Genomic DNA, 14,812 nt, shown 5'->3' with positions numbered 1-14,812 from the left:
TTCCTCGGGGACGAAGTTGGATGAAGGTAGCTGAAAAGAGCGTTGGCTCAGGTGCCGAAGGTCGGGCGCTTCAGCCCTTCCCAGCGGCGCACGAGGTCGTGGTGCTCGATGTCGAACAGGTCGAGCACGCGGCCGACCGTGTGGTCGACCATGGCTTCGATGGAGTCCGGCCGCGCGTAGAAGGCGGGCACGGGGGGAAACACGATGCCGCCCATCTCGGTGACGGCCGTCATGTTGCGCAGGTGCGCGAGGTTGAAGGGCGTCTCGCGCGCCATCAGCACGAGGCGGCGGCGCTCCTTCAGGATCACGTCGGCGGCGCGGCTGATCAGGTTGTCGGCCAGGCCGTGCGCCACGCTGGCCAGCGTCTTCATGGAGCAGGGCGCGATCACCATGCCGGCGGTGCGGAACGAGCCGCTGGAGACGGCCGCGCCGATGTCCTTCACGTTGTGCACCACGTCGGCCAAGGCCTCGATGTCGGCGCGCTTCATGTCGATTTCCTGCGAGGCGGTCAGCGCGCCCGACGAGGACATCACCAGGTGCGTCTCCCAATCGGGCATGGCGCGCAGCAACTGCAGCAGGCGCACGCCGTAGATGGTGCCGCTCGCGCCGGTGATGGCGACTATGAGGCGCTTCTGCTGGCTCATCGTACCGCTCCGGCGGCGAAGTCCACGCGCGCGGCCGTGTCGATCACCGCCGCGAGGTCGACCTCGTCCTCGCCCGGCACGCGCACCTTGGTGAAGACATGCTCGTGGTAGACCACCGGCCTGGTGGCGTCCAGTCCCATCTTGGCGCTCAGGCCCTGCAGGTGCGGCGGCGGTGCGACACCGTCGCCGAAGTCCTGGCCGATGGTGGTCGAGGGGTCGAGCACCGAACCTTGCGCACCGTGAATCACGACCAGGTCTCGGTCGGCCTGGAAGCGCGTGGCGACGGCCCACTCGACCTGCTGCGGTTCGTGCACCTGCACGTCGTCGTCGACCACGATCACCTGCTTGATGTCGTAGTGCGCACCGAAGGCGGCGCAGATCACGTTCTTCGGCTGGCCCTCGTGCGTCTTCTTGATCTTGACGTAGAGGTGGTAGCGGCCGACGCCGCCGATCGCCAGGTGCACGTCGAGCACGTTCGGGAAGCTGCGCTGCAGGTGCGACAGCAGCGTGGCTTCGCGCGGGATCGATCCGAGCAGCAGGTGCTCCATCTCGGCCGGCACGATGGTGTGGTAGATCGGGTCGCGCCGGTGCGTGATGGCATCGACCTGGATCACCTCGCGGTGTTCGCGCGCGCTGTAGTACTTGGGGAATTCGCCGAAGGGGCCTTCGGGCTCCTTTACGCCTGGCAGGATGCGGCCCTCGATCACGATCTCACTGTCGGCCGGCACGCGCACCTCGTTGGTCAGGCACTTCGTCACGCGCAGCGGCGCGCCGTGCAGCGCGCCCGCGATCTCCAGTTCGTCGCAGTCGATCGGCGCGATGGCCTGGGAGGCCAGCAGGGTGAGCGGGTCGATGCCGATCACGACCGCGACTTCCAGCGCTTCGTTGCGCGCCTCGGCCGCCTTGTAGAAGGCCCACAGGTGGCGCGGCAGCATCAGGATTGCCATGCGCTCCTTGGAATGCACCTGGATGCGGTTGATCGACACGTTCTGCACGCCGGTCGCCGGGTTGCGGGCGATCACCAGGCCGGCCGTGATGTAGGGGCCGTTGTCGTGCTCGCTGTGCGTGGGCACTGGCAGCACCTCGCGCACGTCGCGGTCGCGGTGCACCACCTGCTGGCAGGGGGCCTCACCCTTGGTCACTTCCTGCCAGCGCAGGGGACGCTCCGCCGCGTCGCGGAAGCGCTGCAGCAGTTCGGACTCCGGCACGCCCATGGCCTCGGCGATCCAGGCGCGACGCGACATGAAGCCGGACACCACCGGCACCGCGTGGCCGCCCGGCTTGGGGAAGTAGGCGGCCTGCCGGCCGTCGAGGCGCTTGGCGATCGCGGCCAGCGTGTGCTCCAACGGCGTGTCTTCGCGCATGACTGCGACGCGGCCGCTGTCGCTCAGGTGAGCGAGCCAGCGGCGCAGATCGGTGAAGGGCGCGCCCTGTGATGTCGACGTCGAGGAGGTAGTCATGGATATTCTCCGGCCTGGGGAAGGTGTGGCGAGGCGGCGGCGCTCAGGCCGCTGGGGTATCGGGATGGCTGCCGAGCGCTTCGTATTCGCCGGCGACGAGCTTGCGCCGCAGGATCTTTCCGACCGGCGACTTGGGGATCTCCGCGACGAAGACGTATTCGCGCGGACGCTTGAAGTTGGGCAGGTCGGAGCTGCGGCAGTGTGCGTCGAGCGTCTGCGCGTCGAGCCCGGCCTCTTCGCCGCTGCGGGTCACGAAGGCCACGACGCGCTGGCCCCAGCGCTCGTCCGAAAGGCCGGCCACGGCGACTTCGCCCACGCCGGGGCAGAGCGAAATGACCGACTCGATGTCGACCGGAGAGATGTTCTCGCCGCCACTGATGATCATGTCGTCGACGCGGCCGGTGACATAGAGGTCGCCGTCGTCGTCGAAGTAGCCGATGTCGCCGGTGTGGTACCACCCGTTGCGGAGTGCCTTGGCGTTGGCGTCGGGCCGGTTCCAGTAGCCCTCGAAGGCCTCGTCGCCGCGCAGGTCCGCGATGATCTCGCCTTCCTCGTTGGGGCCGACGCGGTCGTGCGCGCCGGTCGCGTCGAGCCGCACGATGCGCAGCCGCGTGTTGAGGCCGGCGCGGCCCGCGCTGCCGGGCTTCTTCACCGCGTCCTGGTCGATCGAGACGGTGTAGATCTCCGACGAGCCGTAGTGGTTGACGAAGAGCTCGGGCCGGAAGGCGCGCGTCAGGCGCTGCAGCAGTGCGTCGTGCATCGGCGCACCGGCAAAGCCCAGCTTGGTGACTGACGCGATGTCCTCGCCCGGCCCATCGCCGCCGCCGTCGCGCTGCCGTTGCGTCAGCATGTCGTGATAGAGCGTCGGCACCAGGTAGAGGCAGGTGATGCGCTCGCGTGCGATCAGCGCCAGCGCGGCCTGCGTGTCGAAGCGCGGCAGGCAGACGAAAGTGCCGTCCACCAGCGCCATTGCGAGCAGGGAGCGCACGCCCATCGTGTGATAGAGCGGCATCACGCCGAGCGTGCGTTCGCCGCGGCGGTAGAGGTTCTGCGCCACGTGCGCCAGCGCGGCGGCGCGCTCCTGGCGATGGCGCCTCGGCACGCCCTTGGGCTTGCCGGTGGTGCCGGAGGTGTAGAGCATCAAGGACACGTCGTCGGCCTCGGCGGCGGATTCCAGCATGGCGGCCTCGCCCTCCAGCAGGGCGCTCCAGGTCAGCGTCGCGTCGTCGCCTTCCAGCGCGCCCACGCCGATGCGCGGCACGGCGCGCGCGCCGGTGCTGTACTGCGTGGCCGCTTCGCTCGCGGCCTCGAAGACGAGGGCCTTGGCGCCAGCGTCGGCCAGGCAGTAGTCGATCTCCTCCGGCTTGGCGCGCCAGTTGAGCGGCACGATCACCACGCCGACGAACTGGCAGGCCCAGTGGAGGGTCGCCGCCTCGTTGCGGTTCTGCAGCACCGAGAGCAGCCGGTTGCCGCGCGCGAGGCCGAGCTTGCGCAGGCCGGCGGCGGCGCGCGCCACCTGGACTCGCCACTGTGCATAGGTCAGGCGCACGCCGTCGTCCACCAGCGCGAGCGCATGGGGACTGCGTTCGGCGCTTTGAAGGAATGTGGTTGCGAGGTCGAGCATCTCAGTTTTCCATGGGGAGGGGTTGGGCGCCGGCGGCGGTGCGGCGCAGGGCGGCGGTCTCGAGCACCGCCTGGACGATGGGCGTGTAGCCGGTGCAGCGACAGAGGTGGCCGGAGAGCATGTCGCGCACCTCGGCCTCGCTGGGATCGGAACGGCGGCGCAGGTAGTCGTCGCAGGACATCAGGATGCCGGCGGTGCAGAAGCCGCACTGCAGCGCATGGTGGCGCTTGAAGGCCTCCTGCAGGTCCGAGAGCGGGCCGTCGGCATCGCACAGGCCTTCGACCGTGGCGACGTGGCGGCCTTCGGCCTGCACCGCGAGCGTCATGCATGAGCGGCCGGCGACGCCGTCGATCTGCACCGTGCAGGCGCCGCACACGCCGTGCTCGCAACCAACATGCGTGCCGGTGGCGCCCAGGCGCTCGCGCAGGAAGTCCGACAGCAGCATGCGTGGCGTGCAGGGCGCGCTGCGCGCGGTGCCGTTGAGTTGCAGCCGCACCGTGTGCAGGCTGTCGCGGCCGATCTGTTTCATGAGCGGTTCTCCGTGACGCGAGCGAGCACCTGCGCGCCGAGCCTGCGCACCAGGTGACGCCGGAAGGTGGCGCTGGCGTGCGCGTCGTCCTGCGCCTCCAGTTCCCAGGCGAAGTCGTTGACGGCGCTGTCGAGCTCGGCGCCGCGCAGGCCGGCGGGCCATTGCGCGAGGCGCGGCCGGTCGGCCACGCCGCCCACGGCCAGGCGCAGCCCGCGCGAATCGGCCGTGGCCGCAGCCGACACGATGGCGAAATCGCCGTGCCGCGCCGAGAATTCGGTAAAGGCGCTGCGCTGGCCCGCAGCGGCCAGCGGAAAGCGCACCTCGGCCAGGAGCTCGTCCGGCGCGCGCGCCGTCATCAGCATGCCCTGGAAGAAATCCGCGGCCGCCAGCGTGCGGCGCTTCGAGGCGCTGCGCAGCACGACTTCGCCGCCGAGCGCCAGCAGCACCAGCGGAATCTCCGCGCTCGGGTCGGCATGCGCGACCGAGCCGCAGATGGTTCCACGGTTGCGGATCTGGAAGTGCGAGATGAAGGGGAGGGCCTGCGCCAGCAGCGGGACCTCCTGCACGAGCGACTGGCGCCACTCGACGCTGCCCTGCGTAGCCGCCGCGCCGACAGCGAGCATGCCGCCGTCCACGCGCACGTAGTCGAGGTCGGCGGTGCGCGAGATGTCGATCAGCGCGCTGGGCTGAGCCAGGCGCATGTTGAGCACGGCCATCAGCGACTGGCCGCCGGCGAGGATGCGCGCATCGGCACCCAGCGCACGCAGCTGCTGCACGGCCTCGTCGGCCGATTCGGCGCGCACGTAGTCGAAGGCCGCGGGCTTCACTTCGTGCCTCCGAGCATGCGCAGCAGGCGACGCCACCACGGATCGGGCACCGCCGCCGCGCCCTGGCCGCCGGCCTGCCGGCCGAGCTGCTCGAACAGCTGCTTGAGCACGATCTTGGCCGCACCCTCGAGCATGCGCCCGCCGACCGCCGCGACCTTGCCCGAGACCTCGGCCTCGTAGTCGTAGCGCAGCAGCGTGCCGTCCTCGTTGGGCGCGAGTGATACCAGGCCGCTGCCCTTAGCCGTGCCCATGCTCGACAGGCCGGAGCCGGCGAGCCGCAGGCGCCGAGGCGCCTCGATCTCGCTGAGCGCGATCTCTGCCGCGTAGCGCGCCTTGATCATGCCGACGCCTACGGTCACGTCGGCGCGATAGCGGTTCGGCCCGACCGGCTCCAGCGCGTTGCAGCCGGGGATGACCCGGGCCAGCGCGACCGGGTCGAGCAGCACGGCGAACACCGCTTCGGGCGTGGCAGGCAGCAGGATCTCGCCCCGCGCCGACAGCGCCTTCCCCTTGCCTCCTTTCAGGTTCGCAGGGGATTCCGAAACCGGCATGGCTGCGGCAACGCTGCCCGCCGAGGGTGCAGGGTCGTCCATGCCCAGCAGGTGCATCACGCGCGAGGGCGTGAGCGGCAGCACGATGTCGGCGCGGCCGAGCGCATCGGCCACCGCGTTGGCGATGCAGGGCGGCGTGCTCATGTTGTTGCCTTCGCCCAGGCCCTTGGCGCCCAGCGGCGTGAAAGGGCTGGGCGTTTCCAGGTGCAGGATGACGGGGTCCGGCACCTCGCAGGTGGTGGGCACCAGGTAGTCGGCGAAGGTGCCCGACTGGAAGCTGCCGTCGGCACCGTAGCGGAACTCCTCCATCAGCGCCGCGCCCAGCCCCTGCGCGAAGGCGCCGCGGATCTGGCCATCGGCCAGCGCCGGGTTGAGCAGGGTACCGGCGTCGTGCGTGGTGACGTAACGGTCGATGCGCACGCGGCCGGTGTCGCGGTCGACCTCCACTGCGCAGATGTCGAAGGCGAACCCGTAGGCGGCCGAGGTGTTGACGCGGTCCTCGTCGTCGGGCGCCGTGAGCTGCGGCGGCGTCCAGAACGCCGTCTCGCGCAGGCCGGGGTCGGTACCCGCCGGCAGCAGGCCCGGCGCCCAGTGAGGACTGGCGGCGAAACGCGAGAAGGCCAAGCCGCGTTCCTGAGCGCCCCTCGGAAAGACCTTGCCGCCGGCGAACACCACATCGCCCGGCTCGCAGTCGAGCAGTGCGGCGGCAATGCGCGCCAGCTTGTCGCGCAGCCGCACGCATGCGAGGTGCAGGGTGCCGGCCACGGCGCCAGCGAACCGGCTCGAGTAGTTGCCCGCTGCCACCGACCAGGCATCCTTCTGCGTGTCGAACTCGACATTGACCGACACATCGGCCGGCTCGACGCCGAACACATCGGCCACCACCTGGGCGCACACCGTGCGATGGCCTTGGCCCGCGGGCGACGAGGCGATCACTGCGGTGAGCCCGCCCAGCGGATCGATGCCCACGGTCGCGGCAGCGATGGCGCCGTTCTTCGGGCCGGCCCTGGCGCGCTGCTCGCGCGGCATCACGGTCGTGATGTAGCCCATATTCGACACCGAAGGCTCGACGATGGCCGCGAAGCCGATGCCGTAGAGCCTGCCTTGCGCGCGTGCCGCTTCCTGCCGCCGGCGCAGTTCGGCCAGCCCCCCGTCGCGCACTGCCAGCTCGAGCGCAGTCTGGTAGTCGCCGGAGTCGATGAGCGCGCCGGCTGCTGCGCGGTAGGGGAAGGCGTCGCGCGAGATGAAGTTGCGGCGATACACGTCGAGCGGGTCGATGCCCAGCTCGACCGCAATGCGCTGCACCAGGCGTTCGAGCGCGAAGTACACCTGCGGTCCGCCGAAGCCGCGCACCAGGCCGGTGGGTGTCTTGTTGGTGAGCACCACCCGGTTGCGCACGCGCAGGTTCTCGATGGCGTAGGCGCCGGTGAGGCAGCCGTGCATGCGATAGAAGGTCGCCGGCTCCGGCGCGCGCAGGTAGCCGCCGCAGTCGTCGAACTGGTCGAGCGACAGCGCCGTGATGCGCCCGTCGGCTTCCACCGCGGCCTCGGCATGGCACAGCCGGCCCGTGGCGGAGGTGGCCGCGCTCAGGTGCTCGAGCCGGTCCTCGACCCATTTCACCGGGGCGCCGGCCTTGCGAGCGGCCAGGCACATCAGCACGGCCGGTGCCATCACCGCCTGCTTGACGCCGAAGCTGCCGCCGGAGTCGGCGAAGGTACGGTGCCGCAGTCGGTTGCCGGGCACCTTGAGGGCCATCGCCATCACGGTATGCAGCGAGAAGGGGCCCATGAAGTTGGACTGGATGTCGTAGCCGTCCTGCTCCGACATGAACTCGGCGATGACCACCGCGGTCTCTATCGGCGTGCAGGAGTTGCGCGGGTAGTGCACGCTGAGCGCCACGCGGTGCGGCGCGGCGGCAAAGGCCGCGTCCGGGTCGCCGTAGCAGAAAGAACGGTCGCTCACCACGTTGCTGCCCACGCGCTCGTGCAGCACCGGTGCGCCAGCGGCGGCGGCCGACTCGATGTCGACGACGGCCGGAAGCTGTTCGTAGTCGGCCTCCAGCAACTCCAGCGCGTCCTCGGCGAGGTAGCGGCTCTCGGCCACCACCACCGCGACCGGCTCGCCGGCATAGCGCACCTTGTCCACGGCCAGCGCCCACAGTTCCATCGGCTGCTTGACGCCGACGATGAAGGGCTTGGACCAGCGCTGCACGTCCGCGCCCGTGAGCACCGCGCGCACGCCGGGCATGGCTTCGGCTCGCGCAGTGCGCACGGCCAGCAGGCGCGCGTGTCCATGCGGCGAACGCAGCACGGCCGCGTGCAGCGTGTCGCTGCGCACCGGCGCGTCGTCGCCATAGCGGCCGCGGCCGGTGAGAAGCGCGCGGTCTTCCACGCGCTCGGCCGGGCGGCCGAGATGGGGACGCGCGGGCGCGTCGGCGAGGGCAGGTACGCTCATCAGCACAGGGTTCACTCCGCCTTGATGCCGGCCTTCTGGATCACCGGCGCCCACTTCGCGTCCTGCGCCTGGAAGAACTTCTCGAAGTCGCCCACCGAGCCGCCCAGCACCTCGACGCCCTGCGCCGCGAAGATGGCCTTCACGTCGTCCGACTTCAGCGCCTTCTGCAGTTCCGCGTTGAGCTTTTCGAGGACCGGCTTCGGCGTGCCCTTGGGCGCAGCCAGGCCGTACCACACCGCGACCTCGAAACCGGGATAGCCCTGCTCGGCCACCGTGGGGACATCGGGCACCGCCGCCAGGCGCTTGGGGGTCGTCACGGCCAGCGCGCGCATCTTGCCGGCCTTCACGTGGGGCAGGGCATTGGGCAGGTTGTCGAACATCACGTCGACCTGGCCGCCGAGCAGGTCGGTCACCATCGGCGCGCTGCCCTTGTACGGAATCTGGTTCATGTCCGTGCCCGTCACGCTCTTGAAGTACTCCATCGCGAGATGCAGCGAGGTGCCGTTGCCGGCCGAGGCATAGTTCAGCTTGCCGGGGTTGGCCTTGGCGTTGGCGATCAGGTCGGCCATCGACTTGACGGGCGAATCGGCGCGCACCAGCAGCAGGTTGGGCGTCTGCCCGCCGAGGATGACCGGCACGAAGTCCTTCTTGGTGTCGTAGGGCAGCCTGGGGTAGACGTACTGGTTGACCACCAGCGGGAAGCCGACCACCACCAGGGTGTAGCCATCGGGCGCAGCCTTGGCGCCGGCGTCGGTGCCGAGCACGGTGCCCGCGCCCGGCTTGTTCTCGACCACTGCCGGCTGGCCCAGGCCGTCCTGGAGCTTGCGTGCGAAGACGCGCGCCATCGTGTCGTTGAAGCCGCCCGGCGTGTACGGCACGATGATGCGGATCGGCTTGTCCGGGTAGTTGCCTGGCTGGGCATGGACGGCGGGCAGCGCGAGCGCCATGGCGATGGCCGCGAGGCCATGGAGGAAGGTCTTCTTGTGCATGGTGTCTGCGTTCCTGTGGATCGGGTGCGTGGCGTTCCGGCTCAGACCGTGCCGACCTGTTGGTAGATGTGCTTGATTTCCTGGAAGTCGATCAGCGCGTCGTAGCCGTGCAGGCGACCCAGGCCGCTGCGGCGGTAGCCGCCGGTCTCCGCCTCGGCGAAGAGCTTGTTGTGGTCGTTGATCCAGACCGTACCGTTGCGTAGCGCGCGGGCCACGCGCAAGGCCCGTGCGCCGTCGCGCGTCCACACGCTGGCCGACAGCCCGAATTCCGAATGATTGGCGCGCGCCACGGCCTCGGCCTCGTCCTCGAAGCGCTCGAGCACCAGCAGCGGGCCGAAGATCTCCTCCTGCACGAAGAAGGCGCCGGTGTCGCGGTGCGCGACCAGCGTGGGCGTGAGGAAGGCGCCGCCCGCCAGCGCGCCGGTGCCGCGGCCGCCGCGCAGCAGCACCTCGTCGGCTGCCGCCATGGCCTCGTCGATGCGCTGGCCGACGCTGCGGGCGGAGGCGTCGTCGATCATCGGGCCGATGTGCGCGCCCTCGGTCATGCCGGGAGCGACCTTGAGCGACTGCAGCGCGGCCGTCAGCGCGAGCTTCATCGCGTCGTAGTGCCTCGCATGCACCAGCACCCGGCGTGCGGCGGTGCACTGCTGGCCGCTGATGATGGTGGCGGCGGCCGCGAGCGCCGGCGCCACGGCCTGGACGTCGGCATCATCGAACACCAGGCAGGCCGACTTGCCCCCGAGTTCGAGCGACAGCTTCTTCATCGTCGGCGCGGCCGCGGCCATGATGCGCTGGCCGGTCGCGTTGGAGCCGGTGAAGCTGATGACGTCGACTTCGGCCGACTCGACCAGGCGCGCGGCGCCCTCGTGGCCGTCCTCGCTCACGAGGTTGACGACACCGGGGGGCAGTGCTTCGACGGCATGCAGCTCGGCAACGAGCGCGGCCGTGACGAGCGCAGTCTGCGGCGCCGGCTTGATGACCGTGGTGCAGCCGGCGGCGAGCGCGGGCGTGAGCGAGCGGATCAGCAGCACGGCCGGCGCGTTCCACGGCACGATGATGCCGGCCACCCCGGCGGGCTCTTTCAGCAGCGTGGAGAAGGCACCGGGCTCCACCTCGAAAACGTGACCCGGCATATAGCGCGCGAGGCCGGCGTAGTAGCGGATCTCGGAAACGGCTGCACCGATTTCGCCGCGCGACTGCGCAATGACCTTGCCGTTCTCCAGCGTGAGCAGGCGTGCCAGTTCTTCCGCGCGGGCTTCGAGCCGGTCGGCCCAGCGCAGCATGACCATCTGGCGCAGGCGCGGGTTCTGTGCCCAGCCCGGCTGGTCGAAGGCGCGGCGCGCCGCAGCGATGGCGGCGTCTGCATCCGCTCGTCCGGAGGCGGCGTAGCGGCCGAGCTCGGCGCCGTCTGCCGGGTTGCGACGCGTGCCCCAGGCGCCGGATTGCGCGGGTTGCCACTCGCCGTGGATGAGGTTGAGGGCTTGGAGGTCGTTCATGGATGAGGGATGGGGTCGTTGCGTCATTCGGCGGTGATGCGGCCGTCCTGCACGACCTTCTTCCACAGCGCCATCTGCGCGTCGATGAAGCTCTTGAACGCCGCGGGCGTGCCACCGTCGGGCACCACGCCTTGCTGTGCGAAGACCTTCTTGACGTCCTCCATCGCGAAGATCGTGTTCAGCTCGCGGTTGAGCTTGTCGATCACCGGCTGCGGCGTGCCGGCCGGCACCACGAAGCCATGCCACGAGGTCACTTCGTAGCCCGGCAGGCCCGCTTCGGCTGCCGTGGGCAGCTCTGGCATCAGCGGCGATCGCTTGGTGCTTGCGATGGCCAACGGACGCACCTTGCCGGATTGGATGAAGGGGAGCGCGTGCGGCAAGAGGTCGACGGCCAGGTCGACCTGCCCACCGGCCAGATCGGTCAGCAGCGGCGTGCTGCCCTTGTAGGGAACCTGCGTCATGCGCGTGCCGGAGACGCTCTCGAACAATGCCATCGCGAGATGGTTGGAAGAGCCGGCGCCGGAGGAGCCGTAATTGAGCGCGCCCGGCTTCGCCTTGGCCGCGGCGAGCACGTCGCCGAGCGTTCGCAACGGCCCGGCGGCATGCGACACGATGAGCATCGGCGAGCGGCCTGCCAGCACCACCGGCGCGAAGGCCTTGGCGCTGTCGTAGGGCAGCGACTTGTAGAGCCACGGGTTGGCCGCGAACGGGAACTGCACCACCAGCAGCGTGTAGCCGTCGGCCGGTGCGGTGGCCGCGGCCTGCGTTCCGATCACCGTGCCGCCGCCGGGCTTGTTGTCGACGATCACGGGCTGCTTCCAGGCGATCGACAGCTTGGTCGCGACCAGCCTGCCGAGCGTGTCGTTGAAGCCGCCTGTCGGGTAGGGCACGACGATGCGGATCGGCTTGGACGGGTAGCTATCCTGCGCCCGTGCCGGACCGGCGACGAAGGCGAGCGCGACAGCGGTGCCGGCGGCGGCCGCCAGGAGCGCTCGGCGGCGCTGGAATGTCTGCATGGGTCTTGTCTCCGGAAGTTGTTGTGGGGCGATGCGAATGCGGGATGTGTCAGACGTATGCCGGGCCTTCGATGGCGGGGTGCGCGTCGAGAAAGGCTTCGTCGACTTCGACGCCGATGCCGGGCGCATCGGATGGACGCACGCAGCCGTCGGCGCCGATCGCGAAGGGCGTGGCGACCAGCGCGTCGCGAAACAGGTTGCCGCGTGATACGTCGGCCTCGAAGTAGCCGTTGCCCTCGATGGCCGCGAGCACGTGCAGCGTCGCGGCCATGTTGATGCCCGTCATCGACGAGTGCGGATGGATCGGCAGCTTGTGCGCCGAGGCCAGCGCCGCGATGCGCATCGTCTCGCTGATGCCGCCGGTCTTCGACAGGTCGGGCTGCAGGATCGACACCACGCGGTCATCGACCAGGCGGTTGAACTCGAAGCGCGTGTAGTGGTTCTCGCCGGCGGCGAAGGGCACGCGGCCATAGGCGCGCGCCAGCTCGTAGCTGCGGTAGTCGTGTGCGGGAAAGGGTTCTTCGAGCCAGCCCACGTTCAGCGCGTCCAGCTGCGGCATGGCGCGCCGGGCATCGGCCAGGGTGTAGGCGGCGTTCACGTCCGTCAGGATCTCGATGCCTTCGCCGAAGGCCTTGCGCACCGCGGCCACGCGCGCCACGTCGCGATCCACCGTATCGCCCAGCCGCAGCTTCACCGCCTTGTAGCCGGCTTGCACGTGGGCCGAAGCTTCGTCAACCAGTGCCGACGGGTCCTGCCAGCCCAGCGCCACGCCGCCCGCATAGGCGGGGATCGGCTTCGATGCACCGCCCAGCAGCTTGTAGAGCGGCCAGCCTGCGGCCTTGGCTCGGATGTCCCACAACGCCATGTCGATGCCGCTCATGGCGATGGCGCAGCCGGCGCCGATGCCGTGGCTCGCCAGCTGGCGCGAATAGATGCGCTGCCACACGCCGTGGACGTCGGTCGCGTCCATGCCGAGGACCATTGGCCGCAGCGCATGGGTGACGAAGTGCGCGATGCTCGAATGCGCGCGGCCGTGGTGCGACTCGCCCCATCCCACCAGCCCACCCTCGGTCGTCACCTTGACGATCACCGCGTCGCGCTTGAGCGTGCGGCCTACACCCAGGCGCACGCTGTGCTCGGTCGGAACTGGAAAGGACGTGGCCCAGGCTTGGATGTCGGCGATGGCGCAGCCGCTCGCGGCAGGCGTTGCAGCAGCCGCCGCGTTCGGCACGGACGATGAGGGCATATGTGACTTGTCTCCGGCAAGCGGCGCAGTGGTGGCCGTCTGGGAGAAAGTCTAGAAATCGCCTTGCATCAGGTCAATTAATATTAAATGATGTGGTCAATCACTTAGACTGATGCATCCTCACGGGATGTCCAGTGGAATTTCGTCAGATCCAGTATTTCGTCTGCCTCTACGAAGAAGGCTCGGTGACGCGCGCGGCGCGGCGGCTCAACATCGTCCAACCAGCGCTCAGCATGCAGATCGCCAAGCTCGAGGAAGAGATCGGGCAGCAGCTGTTCGTGCGAACGCCGCAGGGCATGCAGCCGACCGGTGACGGGCGGCGCATGTACCGCCTGTTCCTGCCCGTGCTGGGGGATTTTTCACGGGCGCGCGAGCAGGTCATGCAGACCAGCGCTGAGTTGAGCGGCCAAGTGCGCGTGGGCATGATCGCGACCATCGCGCAGGGTGTGCTGGTCGATGCCCTGCTCGAGTTCTCGGCACTGCATCCCAAAGTGGAGCTTTCACTGACCGACGGCTTCAGCGGCACGTTGACCGATGCGGTGTCGGTCGGTCAACTCGACGCCGCGATCATCAACAAGCCGCGGCGATCGCTGGCGCTCAACTCCGAGCTGATCGCCGAAGAAGATCTGCTGCTCATTACCGGGCCACAGCACGCGGCCTTGCCTGACACCGTCGTCTTCAGTCAACTGGCGCATCTCAAACTCGTGTTGCCCACTCGTCAGCATGGCCTGCGCGGCATCATCGAAAGCATTGGTCAAGCCGAAGATGTGGTGTTGGCCCCGAGCGTCGAGATCGACTCGATCAGCGCCATCCTCAACCTGGTGCACCAGAGCGATTTCTGCACGGTGCTCCCGCGCGTGGCCGTTCGGAAGCCACTTGAGCATGCGTCATTGCGTGGCCATGCGTTGACTGCTCCGCGGCTCGCGCGCCAGATCGTCTGTGTGACGCATCCAAGGCGCCCGTTGGGTCCAGCGGCATCGGCCTTCGTTGCAGTCCTCGTCAAGCACGTCCGAGGGTTGGGACACCAGTGCGACTAACTGCGCTCTGCCGCGTTGCAGGCTCGTCGCGATTGATGCTGATTCAAACTTGACGCCCCTGATGAGCGACCCTCGATCAGAAGGCAGTCAAGGGGGTGTCGAGCCGACGCTTACTTTACAGCTTCGACCATGCGCGCAAGATCGGTCGAGCCCAGCGCCACCTGAGCCACCGACGCTCCAGGTTCCGCGCACGCGGCCAGCACTTGCCGCCAAATCGGCCGCGCGTGGCGCCGCCGGCTCACGCGCTTGGAGTCTTCCATGGTGTTCACCTAAATCGTTTTGGACACCATCGTCATGGACACAAGCCCGCAACTCAAGACGGGATCACCGCGCGTACCGACGATCCTGTCCCCCCGCTGCCTGCTCCGGCGTGGAGGGTGGCCTTACGAGCTGTCGCCAGACCGAGTCGTCCTTGCTTTCATCTGAGAGCTACTCGTCGCCGGTTTCGACACCGTTCACAAGGGACATCCAACTGGAGTTCCCGAGCTGCTGATGGACGGCGACTTCGATGGTGTCCAGGATTCGGTAGAAGGTCTTCAACTCTGATTCGGTCAGAGCTGCAGTGATTCTCTTCTCGACAAGGTTGGACAGTTTCTCGATATCAGCATTGACTTTCGCCCCCTTCGCAGTGACACGCACCAGGGCACGGCGCCCGTCCATCTGGTCGGGAATGCGCTCGATCAGTCCTTGCTCTGTCAGATAGCCGATGTTTCGTGCAACCTTTGGTGAGTCCGAGGACGTGCGTTCGATTAACTCCCCCGGGGAAAGAGGCTGGTAACAAGCGATGACAGATAGCACTTTCATCGCCGCCGGGTTCAGCCGATATTTCGAGCGCGCCATGGAAACGACCAGCGCGCTCCAACGATCAGAGATCCGGTTCAGCCTGTAGTTGATTCGCCTGTCAAGAGGGGTTGTCGCCATGCCCGTCATTGTAGGCCT

General features: G+C 68.7%; 13 protein-coding genes. 1 reads left to right on the top strand and 12 read right to left on the bottom strand.

Going from position 1 to position 14,812, the window contains the following annotated elements:
- Positions 1–47 precede the first annotated feature (47 nt).
- Genes ACSQ9A_RS31445 through ACSQ9A_RS31400 form a run of 10 tightly spaced genes read right to left on the bottom strand, consistent with a single transcriptional unit; the run spans position 48 to position 12,836 of the window.
- Positions 48–644, bottom strand: coding sequence for a UbiX family flavin prenyltransferase (locus tag ACSQ9A_RS31445; RefSeq protein WP_436306789.1), 597 nt, complete (start codon positions 642–644; stop codon positions 48–50).
- Positions 641–2,104 carry a UbiD family decarboxylase gene (locus tag ACSQ9A_RS31440; protein WP_436306788.1) on the bottom strand — a complete coding sequence of 488 codons (1,464 nt, stop codon included), beginning with the start codon at positions 2,102–2,104 and terminating at the stop codon, positions 641–643. Before ACSQ9A_RS31440 ends, ACSQ9A_RS31445 begins: the two co-directional genes overlap by 4 nt.
- A gap of 43 nt (positions 2,105–2,147) precedes the next feature.
- A complete protein-coding gene (locus tag ACSQ9A_RS31435) occupies positions 2,148–3,728 on the bottom strand; it encodes an AMP-binding protein (RefSeq protein ID WP_436306787.1) in 1,581 nt (526 codons plus the stop codon).
- A 1-nt stretch (position 3,729) separates the two neighbouring features.
- Positions 3,730–4,257 carry a (2Fe-2S)-binding protein gene (locus ACSQ9A_RS31430; protein ID WP_436306786.1) on the bottom strand — a complete coding sequence of 176 codons (528 nt, stop codon included), beginning with the start codon at positions 4,255–4,257 and terminating at the stop codon, positions 3,730–3,732.
- Positions 4,254–5,084 carry an FAD binding domain-containing protein gene (locus ACSQ9A_RS31425; protein ID WP_436306785.1) on the bottom strand — a complete coding sequence of 277 codons (831 nt, stop codon included), beginning with the start codon at positions 5,082–5,084 and terminating at the stop codon, positions 4,254–4,256. The genes ACSQ9A_RS31430 and ACSQ9A_RS31425 overlap by 4 nt, the downstream gene beginning before the upstream one ends.
- Entirely contained in the window at positions 5,081–8,089 is a 3,009-nt protein-coding gene (locus ACSQ9A_RS31420) for a xanthine dehydrogenase family protein molybdopterin-binding subunit (RefSeq protein WP_436306784.1), read from the bottom strand. The genes ACSQ9A_RS31425 and ACSQ9A_RS31420 overlap by 4 nt, the downstream gene beginning before the upstream one ends.
- A gap of 11 nt (positions 8,090–8,100) precedes the next feature.
- Positions 8,101–9,078, bottom strand: coding sequence for a Bug family tripartite tricarboxylate transporter substrate binding protein (locus tag ACSQ9A_RS31415; protein WP_436306783.1), 978 nt, complete (start codon positions 9,076–9,078; stop codon positions 8,101–8,103).
- A 41-nt stretch (positions 9,079–9,119) separates the two neighbouring features.
- On the bottom strand, positions 9,120–10,574 hold the full coding sequence (locus ACSQ9A_RS31410; protein WP_436306782.1) for an aldehyde dehydrogenase family protein: 1,455 nt from the start codon (positions 10,572–10,574) through the stop codon (positions 9,120–9,122).
- Between the two features lie 23 nt (positions 10,575–10,597).
- Complete coding sequence (locus ACSQ9A_RS31405) at positions 10,598–11,590, bottom strand: tripartite tricarboxylate transporter substrate binding protein (RefSeq protein ID WP_436306781.1); 993 nt, start codon at positions 11,588–11,590, stop codon at positions 10,598–10,600.
- Between the two features lie 49 nt (positions 11,591–11,639).
- Positions 11,640–12,836, bottom strand: coding sequence for a mandelate racemase/muconate lactonizing enzyme family protein (locus ACSQ9A_RS31400; RefSeq protein WP_436306780.1), 1,197 nt, complete (start codon positions 12,834–12,836; stop codon positions 11,640–11,642).
- A 134-nt stretch (positions 12,837–12,970) separates the two neighbouring features.
- Here ACSQ9A_RS31400 and ACSQ9A_RS31395 point away from each other — a divergent pair, with 134 nt between their 5' ends.
- Positions 12,971–13,873, top strand: coding sequence for a LysR family transcriptional regulator (locus tag ACSQ9A_RS31395; protein WP_436306779.1), 903 nt, complete (start codon positions 12,971–12,973; stop codon positions 13,871–13,873).
- A gap of 110 nt (positions 13,874–13,983) precedes the next feature.
- Here the strand turns inward: ACSQ9A_RS31395 and ACSQ9A_RS31390 are convergent, their stop codons facing one another.
- Together ACSQ9A_RS31390 and ACSQ9A_RS31385 are read right to left on the bottom strand one after the other, a co-directional pair.
- Positions 13,984–14,133 carry a hypothetical protein gene (locus ACSQ9A_RS31390; protein WP_436306778.1) on the bottom strand — a complete coding sequence of 50 codons (150 nt, stop codon included), beginning with the start codon at positions 14,131–14,133 and terminating at the stop codon, positions 13,984–13,986.
- Positions 14,134–14,302: 169 nt separating this feature from the next.
- On the bottom strand, positions 14,303–14,794 hold the full coding sequence (locus ACSQ9A_RS31385; protein ID WP_436306777.1) for a MarR family winged helix-turn-helix transcriptional regulator: 492 nt from the start codon (positions 14,792–14,794) through the stop codon (positions 14,303–14,305).
- Positions 14,795–14,812 lie beyond the last annotated feature (18 nt).

This window comes from Variovorax sp. LjRoot290, assembly GCF_964253985.1.
GTDB lineage: Bacteria > Pseudomonadota > Gammaproteobacteria > Burkholderiales > Burkholderiaceae_C > Variovorax.
The sequence above is the reverse complement of the archived record's forward strand: the minus strand, read 5'-3'. Positions and strand labels throughout refer to the sequence as shown.

Bases quoted from the DNA above. Each gene is read 5' to 3' on its own strand.
- ACSQ9A_RS31445 (WP_436306789.1), bottom strand. From the start codon at position 644: ATGAGCCAGCAGAAGCGCCTCATAGTCGCCATCACCGGCGCGAGCGGC.
- ACSQ9A_RS31440 (WP_436306788.1), bottom strand. From the start codon at position 2,104: ATGACTACCTCCTCGACGTCGACATCACAGGGCGCGCCCTTCACCGAT.
- ACSQ9A_RS31435 (WP_436306787.1), bottom strand. From the start codon at position 3,728: ATGCTCGACCTCGCAACCACATTCCTTCAAAGCGCCGAACGCAGTCCC.
- ACSQ9A_RS31430 (WP_436306786.1), bottom strand. From the start codon at position 4,257: ATGAAACAGATCGGCCGCGACAGCCTGCACACGGTGCGGCTGCAACTC.
- ACSQ9A_RS31420 (WP_436306784.1), bottom strand. From the start codon at position 8,089: ATGAGCGTACCTGCCCTCGCCGACGCGCCCGCGCGTCCCCATCTCGGC.
- ACSQ9A_RS31415 (WP_436306783.1), bottom strand. From the start codon at position 9,078: ATGCACAAGAAGACCTTCCTCCATGGCCTCGCGGCCATCGCCATGGCG.
- ACSQ9A_RS31410 (WP_436306782.1), bottom strand. From the start codon at position 10,574: ATGAACGACCTCCAAGCCCTCAACCTCATCCACGGCGAGTGGCAACCC.
- ACSQ9A_RS31405 (WP_436306781.1), bottom strand. From the start codon at position 11,590: ATGCAGACATTCCAGCGCCGCCGAGCGCTCCTGGCGGCCGCCGCCGGC.
- ACSQ9A_RS31400 (WP_436306780.1), bottom strand. From the start codon at position 12,836: ATGCCCTCATCGTCCGTGCCGAACGCGGCGGCTGCTGCAACGCCTGCC.
- ACSQ9A_RS31390 (WP_436306778.1), bottom strand. From the start codon at position 14,133: ATGGAAGACTCCAAGCGCGTGAGCCGGCGGCGCCACGCGCGGCCGATT.
- ACSQ9A_RS31385 (WP_436306777.1), bottom strand. From the start codon at position 14,794: ATGGCGACAACCCCTCTTGACAGGCGAATCAACTACAGGCTGAACCGG.